This is a genomic window from Thomasclavelia sp., from assembly GCF_017889095.1.
Classification (GTDB): Bacteria; Bacillota_I; Bacilli_A; order Erysipelotrichales; family Coprobacillaceae; genus Thomasclavelia.
Genome location: NZ_JAGHEW010000171.1, coordinates 1 through 10,641 on the forward strand (window position 1 = coordinate 1; position 10,641 = coordinate 10,641).

A 10,641-nucleotide genomic window follows, 5' to 3' on the forward strand; every position below is an offset into this window, starting at 1 on the left:
AATGAATACTGGTAAAAAAATCTATCATTCTAATCATGGTTTGATTACGACGATTGCTGCTAGTGAAAATGAGGAAGTTAATTATGCCATTGAAGGCAGTGTTTTTGTCGCTGGAGCTTTAATGCAATGGCTGCGAGATGGTTTAAGAATTTTAGAAACAACACCTAAATCAGTTGAATATGCTTTACAGGTAGAAGATACTAATGGAGTATATATCGTTCCTGCTTTTACGGGACTTGGAGCACCTTATTGGGATCCTTATGCTAAAGGAACAGTCGTTGGCTTAACTAGAGGCTGCACTAAAGAACATTTTATTCGTGCGGCATTAGAATCAATTGCTTATCAAACAAATGATGTTTTAAAGGCAATGTATGAAGATACTAAGATTACTTTAAAAACCTTAAAAGTTGATGGCGGTGCCAGTGAAAATGACTTTTTGATGCAGTTTCAAAGCGATATTTCTAGTTGTAATGTTGATCGTCCTGAAGTAGTAGAAACAACGGCATTAGGAGCTGCTTATTTAGCGGGACTAGCAACGGGCTTTTGGAAAGATAAAAAGGATATTTTAAATAACTGGAAATTACAGCATCAGTTCCAGCCAATTATTGATGATCAAAAACGAAATGAACTAATAGCTAATTGGAATAAAGCGGTTCGTTTCACTTTAAAATGGAAGGAAATGTAAAAAATTCAGACATTTATGCCTGAATTTTTTCTTCATCAATAAAAGTACGATAAATAGCTCTAATAGCATTTTTAAAGTGAACGTTTTTAACTCCAATGATAATATTTAACTCTGAAGAACCTTGATCAATCATTTTAATATTAATATTTTCTTTAGCTAATGCAGTAAAGATCTTGGCAGCAGTACCGCGACCATCTTTCATACCTCTGCCAACAACAGCAATCAAAGCAAGATCAGATTCTAATTCAATTGAATCCGGTTGGACAGCTCGATGAATTCCCGCTAAGATTTTTTGTTCCTTATCAATAAAACTATCAGTTTCCACAATAATGTTCATTGTATCAATTCCAGAAGGAGTATGTTCAAAAGATAAATTATTATCTTCTAAAACTTGTAAAACCCGACGACCAAAACCGATTTCACTATTCATCATGTCTTTTTCAATACTGATGGTTGCAAAGCCTTTTCTTCCAGCAATCCCGGTAATGACATGATCTGGTTTATGGCAAGTTGTTTCTACGATCAAAGTACCTTCATCTTCGGGACGATTAGTATTTTTGATTTGAATTGGAATACCTTCATTACGGATCGGGAAAATTGAATTTTCATGTAAGACACTAGCACCCATATATGAAAGTTCTCGTAATTCTTTATAAGTAATTGTAGCAATCGTATCGGGATTTCTAACAATTCTTGGATCAGCAATCAAGAATCCGGAAACATCAGTCCAGTTTTCATATAAATCAACATGACCATTACGAGCTACGATAGAACCGGTAATATCACTACCACCACGTGAAAATGTTTTGATCGTATCACTATCATCATTTAATGAACCATAAAATCCGGGAATAACACAATTTTTAACGCCTTTTAAACGTTTAGATAAAATAGGATCTGTTTTTTCATAATCGTAGTTTCCATTTTTGTCTATAAAAATAACTTCTTTAGCATCAATAAATTCAAACCCTAAGTAATTAGCTAAAACAATTCCGTTTAAATATTCACCACGACTAGCAGCATAATCTAAACCTACTTTATCAATAAAAGCTTTTTTAATAATCTCAAATTCATGTTCTAATGAACAATCTAATTTTAAATCATTGATAATATCTTGATAACGTTTTTTAATTAAAGCAAAAGTTTTTTCAAAAGTATCTTGATCTTTAGCGTTATAGGCCTGATACAATAAATCAGTTACTTTAGTATCTTCTTTGAATCTTTTTCCTGGTGCTGAAGGCACAACAAAACGACGTGATTGATCACTTTTGATAATTTTTGCTACTTTTTTAAATTGAGTTGCATCGGCTAGTGAAGACCCGCCAAATTTAACTACTTTATTCATAAAGTTCCCCCTTAATAAATATCTTACTAAAAAATACCATTTTTTTATGATTACATCAAGAATATTAACTAAAATATTAAATATTTTTATAAAAAAAGATGTTTTTTTTAAACCAATCAAAATTTGTCAATAATACAAATAAAAACAAATCGATTTTATTAAGAAATAAACAAAAAAATTCACTTTTATAGCCGATTTTAGTGGTTACAATATAAAAAAATATAGATAGAGAGGTAAATTATGGCAGAGAAAAAGAAAAATTATGAAATTAAAATTATCTTAGGGTATGATAGTAACGGCAAAGCCATTTATACATCAGTTTTTACTGACAGTTATCCTAAAGTAGAAATCTTACGGTGCAGCAGTGATAAACTCGTAGAAGAAACTCAATTTAAAGAAGCAATTGAAGGCTGGTTAAGTCATATTAAAAATAGTGTTAAACCCCAAAGTTATAATAAATATCAATCAACAGCTAGATTGTATATTCTTCCAAAATTAGGAAATTGTGATATTCGTTTATTAACGGCAATTGATGTTAATCAGTTTTTGGAACAAATGGCATTATCGGGGCGTCAGGATGGTAAAGGGTTGTCTAAAAGTAGTTTAAAAACAGTCTTGTTTGTAATTAAAGAAACATTTCAGTATGCTTATAATTTTGGTTTACGCAGTGAAGTTCTTACTAATATTGTTTTTCCTAAAAAGAAAGAAGTCGAAGATAAGTTACATGTGCTTGAAAAAAAGGATTATCAAAAAATGATCGATTATATCCAGGATGATCCAACACCATTAAATATTGGAATCGCTATTTCACTTTGTTGTGGGTTAAGAATTGGTGAATTATGTGCTTTAAAGAAAGAAGATATTGATATTGATGGTCGAATGATCAAAGTTCAGCACACTTTACAACGAATTAAGGTTTCGGGGGCTAAAACGAAGACGAAAATAGTTATTAGTTCACCTAAATCTAAAACATCAATTCGGGTTGTACCTTTACCAGAAGTTTTAGTTCCCTTGCTTACAAGAGCACTATATTTTGATAATGACTTTATTTTAAGTAAAAATGAAAAATGGATCGAACCACGCCGGTTATCACGCTATTTTAAAAAGCTGTTACAAAAATTGGAAATTAAAGATACTAATTTTCATACTTTAAGACACACTTTTGCTTCACTTTGTATTGCTTCAGGAATGGATGATCGGACTTTAAGTGAAATTTTAGGTCATTCAAGTGTTAATATAACGCTTGACCGTTATGTTCATCCTAATTTGAAAATTAAACATGAAATGATGAATAAAGTTAATTTTATTTAATCCATGAAACAGTATTTTACACTGTTTCATAGATTAAGTAATATTTATTTATAAATCTATAAATAAACAATTTGACCAGATTCTTAAAATAAGATAGAATTATAACTAGTTAGGCGGGATCACCCGTCATTTTGTTTAACTGAGGTGGCAAAAATGAAAGAAAAAAAATATACAATGGGTGACATTGCGAAAATGGCTGGCGTTGGTAAAAGTACCGTTTCTCGTTATTTTAATGGCGGCTATGTCAAAGAAGAAACTAGAAAAAAGATAAAAAAGATAATAGATCAATGTCACTATGAACCAAGTACAATTGCACAATCACTAAAAGCTAAATATTCAAAAGTTATTGGGATTGTAGCACCATGTCTAGATTCAATCACTACTTCAAGAGTATTAATGATGGCTGATCAGTATCTAAAAGATCACGGTTATACAACCTTGATCATTAATACTAATCATGATGAAATGCGGGAATTGACTTCGATTGAACAATTATGGCGCATGAATGTTGATGGAATCATTTTGATGGCTACTACCGTTACTTTAGCTCATCAAAGTATTGCTGCCAAATTGGATATTCCATTACTATTTGTTGCCCAGCGCTATGGTGCGGGAATATCAATTATTAATGATGATTATAGTGCTGGTTATGATGTAGGCCAATATGTAGCTAAGATGGGGCATCGTCATATTTGTTATGTTGGGGTAAATGGTAAAGATGAAGCAGTTGGGATAAATCGTAAAAATGGGGTTGTTGCCGGTTTAAAAGATCATGGTGTTAGTAAAATTGATTTATTGGAAACTGATTTTTCAATGGAAAAAGCCCATAAAAAAGCAAAAGAATATTTAGAGAAAAAAAGACCAACGATTTTTATTGGGGCCACGGATAATATTGCTTTTGGGTGTTTAAAGGCAATTAATGAATTAAATTTGAAAATGCCAGATGATATTTCATTGGTTGGTTTTGGCGGTTATGAAACTTCGTTGTTTATTACCCCAAGTTTGGTTACAGTGCGATTTAATAATGAGGAAACTGGAGTTTTAGCAGGTAAAACGATCATTGATTTAATTGAAGATAATCCAGTAGCTAATGTCCAGGTTGTTGATTATCAGTTGATTTTAGGAAATAGTGTTAAAAACTTAAAAAATTAAAGCGTTATTCTTTTGAATATCGTTTTTTTTAAAAAAAAGTGGAACCGATACCACTTTTTTTGGTAAATCTATTGACATACTGTATTGAAAGGTATATATTATAGACATGGAACCGATACCATAAAAGAGGAGGAAAAGAAATGGATTACAACAAGATTGCAAAAGACATAATTGCAAATGTCGGTGGCGCAGGTAACATTACGGGAGCAATGCATTGTGCTACTAGATTAAGATTAAATTTAGTTGATGAAAGTAAAATCAACGAAGATGCTTTGACTGATATTGATGTCGTTAAAGGAACATTTTTAGCTAAAGGACAGTATCAAATTATTTTAGGTCCGGGTCTAGTTAATTTAGTATGTGATGAAGTAACTAAGATTTTAGGAATTAAACAAGATGAAGCTGTAGAAGTCAAAGAAGAAGAAAAAGAGGGGAATTTATTACAGCGAGCAGTTCAATTATTAAGTGATATATTTGTTCCAATTATTCCGGCTATCGTGGCTGGCGGGTTATTGATGGGAATCAATAATATCTTAACAGCTCAAGGTTTATTTTTTGATGGCAAAAGTTTAATTGAAGCTTATCCACAATGGGCCGATCTAGCGACAATGATCAATGTTTTCTCTAATGCCGCTTTTACTTTCTTACCAGTTTTAATTGGATTTAGTGCAACTAAAAAGTTTGGTGGAAATCCTTATTTAGGGGCTGCCATGGGAATGATCATGGTGCATCCGGATTTATTAAATGCTTATAATTATGGTAAAACCGGAGTAGAAGTACCAATTTGGAATATATTTGGTTTATCAATTGAAGCAGTTGGATATCAAGGAACAGTTTTACCAGTATTAGGGGTTTCTTGGATCTTAGCTAATATTGAAAAAAGATTACACAAAGTAACTCCAACCTGGTTAGATAATCTTACAACACCATTATTATCAACATTGATTACTGGATTTATTACATTTATTGTTGTCGGACCAATTTTAAGAGAAGCCGGGGTTTTATTATCAGATGGTATTTCTTGGATGTATAATTCTTTAGGAATGTTAGGGGGAGCAATTTTTGGATTCTTCTATGCACCAATTTGTTTAACGGGAATGCATCATAGTTTTATTGCCGTAGAAACCCAGTTATTAGCAGCTGTGGAAACAACAGGCGGATCATTTATTTTCCCAACAGCATCAATGTCAAATGTGGCTCAAGGGGCAGCTGTTATCGCTATTTTATTAATCACTAAAGATCAAAAATTAAAAAGTATTTGTTCATCATCAGGGGTATCTGCATTACTAGGAATTACTGAACCAGCAATGTTTGGGGTAACTTTGAAACTTAAATATCCATTTATTGCTGCAATGGCGGGTTCAGCTGTAGGTAGTGCTTATTTAGCAGCAACCAAAACACTTGCGATTGCTTTAGGAGCAGCTGGGTTACCAGGATTTATATCAATTGAAGCTGATTCATGGTTGAATTTTGGAATTGGAATGGTATTAAGTTTTGCAGTAGCTTTTGCCTTAACAATTGTTTTATATAAACGAAATGAAGCTAAACAAACAAGTAATGAATTACCAAAAAATACAAATACAACTACAACAAAAGAAGAAGTAACTAAAACAGAAATTATTACTGCTCCATTAGCAGGAAAAGTAGCACCAATTGAAGCAGCACCAGATGAAATTTTTGCCCAAAAAATGATGGGTGACGGTGTCGTGATTTTCCCTGAAAATGATTGTTTAACAGCACCGATTGATGGTGAAATTACAATGATTTTCCCAACTAAACATGCTTTGGGAATTAAAAGTGATGATGGGGTGGAAATATTAATTCATATCGGTTTAGATACAGTAAAATTAGATGGTAAACCATTTAATTTATTAGTAAGTGAAGGACAAAGAGTTAATCAAGGGGATAAATTAATTGAAATTGATTTTAAAATGATCGAAGAAGCTGGCTGTGCCACTGCTACACCAGTAGTAATTACTAGTCAAAATAAATTTACGATTGTCAAAGAAGATAATGTTGCTGCAAATGAAGCAATCATGAAATTAGATTAAGGAGATAATATGGCTTGTTTAACTAATGAAGAAATCAAAGCTTTGGAAAAAGAAGCATCAAAAGATGAATATCGTTTAGCCTATCATTTAATGCCGCCAACTGGCTGGTTAAACGATCCTAATGGTTTATGCAAATTTAAAGATACTTATCATCTTTATTATCAATATTCACCAACAAATTGTTACGGGGGTGACAAATTCTGGGGGCATTATAGTACTAAAGATTTTATCACTTTTAAAAATGAGCCGGTAGCTTTATATCCTGATATAGCATTAGATCAAGGGGGCGTTTATTCAGGATCAGCGATTGTCAAAGATCAAACTATTTATTATTACTATACCGGTAATGTCAAACATCCTGGTAACTATGATTATGTCAATTCTGGTCGGGAACATAATACGATCATGTTTACTAGTCAGGATGGTTACAAATTTACTGATAAAGTATGTTTGATGAAAAATGAAGATTATCCAAGTGATCTTACTTTACATGTTCGTGATCCTCAAGTAACTAAAAACGGTGATCATTATAATATGATCTTAGGGGCAAGAACGAAAGAAGATGTCGGGTGCTGTTTATTATATCGTAGTGATGATTTAAAACATTTTGAGTTAGTTAATCGAATTGTTACTAAAGAAAAGTTTGGATATATGTGGGAATGTCCTAATTTGGTTTCTTTTGATGATCAAATGGTATTAATATGCTGTCCACAAGGGGTAGATAAACAAGGATATAATTTTGAAAGTGTTTATCAAAATGGGTATTTTTTAGTAAGTGGTGATCTTGAAAAAGAATATCAGTTAAGTAAGTTTGTCGAATTAGATCATGGTTTTGATTACTATGCACCTCAATTATTACTTGATGATAATAAACGGGTGATCATGGTTGGCTGGATGGGCTTGCCAGATACTGATTATACTAATCCAACTACGAATTATAATTGGCAACATGCCCTTGCTTTACCACGCCAGCTAACATTTAAAAATAATAAAGTATATCAATATCCAATTGAAGAAACTAAAAATCTTCGAGCTAACCAGAAGGATATGGTTGTAAATAAACAGCTAAAGATGGATTTAGATACTAATAATTTTGAATTATATCTGCCAGTAAATAATCATGATTTTCAAATTCATTTAAGAAATGATGCTATAATCGATTATCACGATAATTTATTAACTCTATCAATGAAAGAAAGTGGTTATGGTCGTGATGCTAGACATATTGAAATTGATAAATTAGAAAATATGACTATTTTTAGTGATACATCATCTTTAGAAATCTTTATCAATGATGGTGAATTTGCATTAACTACGCGTATATATGATCGTAGTAAGAAACTTGAAATATCTATTGACACTAATATTACTTGCACTTACTATGAGTTAAATGGATATAAAATTATTTAAAAGGGCTTAGGCCCTTTTAGTTTTTGTAGTAAATTTTGTTAATCAAAATTATGAATAAATGATAATTACAGTGAAGATGTGACCATTCAAAAGTTGATGGGAACCCGACTATGGCGGGTGCAAAAACAAAACTATAGCCTTGGAACTAGCCATTTCCAAAATTTGGCTCGGACTTTTTTCAGTACTAAATTGAAGTAAGTTAAAACAAGTAGAGATAAATATCTTATTAAAAATGATACTAGATATATGGATTTTTAAATATAATGTGCTATAATGTATGTGAAATTGGAAGTAATATTTTAGTTTCGAATTCATAGTATATTAATGGATAAAAATATCCAAACTATAATTGAGCGATTTATCGTTCTGAGGGTGTGGCAGATAGCACATGCGAATCTGCTGTTCTACCTGCACAGTGACATAAGAACCTGATGCAGATGAACAAACCAAGGGAAGGTGATTGGGCCCCGAGCCTGGCACGGGCTAAATAACAAATGTGGTATTTGGCTTCAAAAAGAAGTCCCAATCATAGGATACATGTAAATAATGTATCCTATTTTTTTTAAGGAGTGTACTAATATGAATGATATTCTATATAGAAATGCTGAATTTTATCAAAACGAAATATTACCTTACTTCTTTTTACTGGAAAGCAAGAAATACATAATGTTAATTAAAACTTCTGGACATGATTTTTCTCACCTCGTAGGCAAACAATACTCTAAAAATTTTTTTATAGCGAGAATGAAGACAAAAGAGTTTTTTAGAAAAATTTTAAACAAAGAAATAAAATATGATGATTTAATTAATTTTGATCGAGAGAAATATTCTCAGGAATATAATTGGATTCAAAATAAGAATACTATCTTTATAGAATTATTTTCTTCTTTCATTAACGAAATTAATCTAAAAATGTATAAGAATAGCAATCATGAGTTGTATACAAATATTGATTTAGACTATTATCACCAAAAGGGTAATGAAAATATTTCTATTTTAGGTATTAAAGGAAGCGATGAAGAAAATTCATTTGTATTTAACAGTATACTTTCTAATGATGATGAGGATTTAATAAAACGTTTCAGTAAAAACAAACAGATTTTCATTATAAAAAATCATAAGGTAAGAAAATTAGATATAAACAAAGCAATTAACAAAATTGGATTAAATCTAAAAGATTCTCCAAGAAATACTTATAATCAAAGAAAGAAATCATCGAAAACTAATAATATTCTAACTAATCAGGATATAAAATGCATAAATCGATTATTATTAGGAAATCTATCTATAGAAAAAGGAGAAAATGGGAAAAAGTCAATCAAAATAACTAGAAATAAAGTAATTCTTGAAAAGGGAATAAGATTAGACCTTAAAAATCTGGATACATGTGAAAAGATTGCATATTTTATAAATGAAACATACGGTTTCAAAAATTAAAATATAAATTGTATAGAAATGATAATATTCTAAGGATATGGCAGATAGTGATGTGATTTTGCTATTTTGACAAGTAGAAACATAAGAAGTTGTCTTGAAAAGATAAACCACGCAGGAGGTAATTGGACTTGCAAGCCTGATTCACGGGCTAATAAAATAATGTGAAACATCAAGGATAAACCCTTGTAATCCAATTGCGGAGCGTGTGCTCCTTTTTCTTTTTATATAAAAGAAATATTAAAACTGATTTTTCTAAAAGTCTGTTTTTAGAGGAATGCAGGTTCATTATTTTTTTACCTGAATATTTTTAAAAAATTTGATATTTACACTAGACCTATATAAATAAAATACAAGTGATATAATATAGTCAATTAAGATATGAAAAGCTTAATTTGGATAGTTTATAGTCTTGCTGTAATAGTTGAATTTATATTAGAACGATTTTTTCTGTTATGATATAACCATAATTAAGGCAGTGAACATGTCGGTTTTAGCGTATATTTCCGTCTTTATACTTTTAAATATAATAGGATACAAATCAAAAATAATTAATTTTTATATGATTAATTTCTATTTTTTCATTATTTTATACGAAGACTATAGATTTCACATATTTTCTTGATGGTAAAATATGCTTGAAGATAGAAGAAGTCTATGAATTTTATATTTAATTTAAAAATTTATGAAGGTAAAATGATATGATAGATATTGTGGAATAATAATCTCTATAATAAATTGTTTAAAAAAGGAATATGCTGGTGTGAGTGGCCGTTTATTTGCAAAAGCTAATAAGTCAAAGCTACGAAGCCGATTTTGATGGTTTTGTTTTTTCAAAGCAAAATCTAAACTTATTAAATATTATGAAAAAGAACTGGGAGCTGCTTTAATTAATTCAAGAGAAAGATTGATGTGTATTGATGAAAGGAGTGCAAAGATATTATATGAAAGATACTTTAAAAAATGATTTTCCTTTAGATGATGTTGGCGGGATGCTTACGGAACCATTAGGAGATTATACACTTTATAATTTTCGAGAAATAATTAAATATTGTAATGAAAGAAAAATAGAACCAAAGAATTTATCAGAAGCTGAATTGAAACAGTTTAAATTAACCGATTAAAGTGAAGTGAACCCAATTTGTTGGACACTTATTTAAATTTATTTTTAAGCAGTTAATAGGGATTGGTTCCTGTATTGTACAGGAGTCAGTCCTTTTAATTTTTCTGTAATTCTTTGAGTATTATAATAC

At 30.7% G+C, this 10,641-nt stretch carries 9 protein-coding genes; 7 read left to right on the top strand and 2 right to left on the bottom strand.

All coding sequences use genetic code 11. The features are described 5' to 3' along the window. A partial coding sequence (locus J7M77_RS07490; RefSeq protein ID WP_296877212.1) for an FGGY-family carbohydrate kinase occupies positions 1-685 on the top strand: 685 nt, incomplete at its 5' end. A gap of 13 nt (positions 686-698) precedes the next feature. Here J7M77_RS07490 and J7M77_RS07495 read toward each other — a convergent pair. Further along, entirely contained in the window at positions 699-2,030 is a 1,332-nt protein-coding gene (locus J7M77_RS07495) for an aspartate kinase (protein WP_296877213.1), read from the bottom strand. A gap of 240 nt (positions 2,031-2,270) precedes the next feature. On the opposite strand from J7M77_RS07495, the gene J7M77_RS07500 reads away from it, so the two are divergent. From J7M77_RS07500 to J7M77_RS07525, 6 genes are all read left to right on the top strand, one after another. Continuing rightward, entirely contained in the window at positions 2,271-3,341 is a 1,071-nt protein-coding gene (locus tag J7M77_RS07500; protein WP_296877214.1) for a site-specific integrase, read from the top strand. 153 nt (positions 3,342-3,494) lie between these two features. Next, on the top strand, positions 3,495-4,493 hold the full coding sequence (locus tag J7M77_RS07505; protein ID WP_296877215.1) for a LacI family DNA-binding transcriptional regulator: 999 nt from the start codon (positions 3,495-3,497) through the stop codon (positions 4,491-4,493). A gap of 140 nt (positions 4,494-4,633) precedes the next feature. Continuing rightward, on the top strand, positions 4,634-6,544 hold the full coding sequence (locus J7M77_RS07510) for a sucrose-specific PTS transporter subunit IIBC (RefSeq protein ID WP_296877216.1): 1,911 nt from the start codon (positions 4,634-4,636) through the stop codon (positions 6,542-6,544). 9 nt (positions 6,545-6,553) lie between these two features. Beyond that, positions 6,554-7,954, top strand: coding sequence for a glycoside hydrolase family 32 protein (locus J7M77_RS07515; protein ID WP_296877217.1), 1,401 nt, complete (start codon positions 6,554-6,556; stop codon positions 7,952-7,954). A 579-nt stretch (positions 7,955-8,533) separates the two neighbouring features. Continuing rightward, entirely contained in the window at positions 8,534-9,391 is an 858-nt protein-coding gene (locus J7M77_RS07520) for a hypothetical protein (RefSeq protein ID WP_296877218.1), read from the top strand. Between the two features lie 941 nt (positions 9,392-10,332). Continuing rightward, complete coding sequence (locus J7M77_RS07525; RefSeq protein WP_296877219.1) at positions 10,333-10,512, top strand: hypothetical protein; 180 nt, start codon at positions 10,333-10,335, stop codon at positions 10,510-10,512. Positions 10,513-10,556: 44 nt separating this feature from the next. Here J7M77_RS07525 and J7M77_RS16880 read toward each other — a convergent pair. Continuing rightward, on the bottom strand, positions 10,557-10,641 hold an 85-nt coding region (locus J7M77_RS16880; RefSeq protein ID WP_367236944.1), incomplete at its 5' end, for an IS3 family transposase.

Bases quoted from the DNA above. Each gene is read 5' to 3' on its own strand.
- J7M77_RS07515 (WP_296877217.1), top strand. From the start codon at position 6,554: ATGGCTTGTTTAACTAATGAAGAAATCAAAGCTTTGGAAAAAGAAGCA.
- J7M77_RS07525 (WP_296877219.1), top strand. From the start codon at position 10,333: ATGAAAGATACTTTAAAAAATGATTTTCCTTTAGATGATGTTGGCGGG.
- J7M77_RS07495 (WP_296877213.1), bottom strand. From the start codon at position 2,030: ATGAATAAAGTAGTTAAATTTGGCGGGTCTTCACTAGCCGATGCAACT.
- J7M77_RS07505 (WP_296877215.1), top strand. From the start codon at position 3,495: ATGAAAGAAAAAAAATATACAATGGGTGACATTGCGAAAATGGCTGGC.
- J7M77_RS07520 (WP_296877218.1), top strand. From the start codon at position 8,534: ATGAATGATATTCTATATAGAAATGCTGAATTTTATCAAAACGAAATA.
- J7M77_RS07500 (WP_296877214.1), top strand. From the start codon at position 2,271: ATGGCAGAGAAAAAGAAAAATTATGAAATTAAAATTATCTTAGGGTAT.
- J7M77_RS07510 (WP_296877216.1), top strand. From the start codon at position 4,634: ATGGATTACAACAAGATTGCAAAAGACATAATTGCAAATGTCGGTGGC.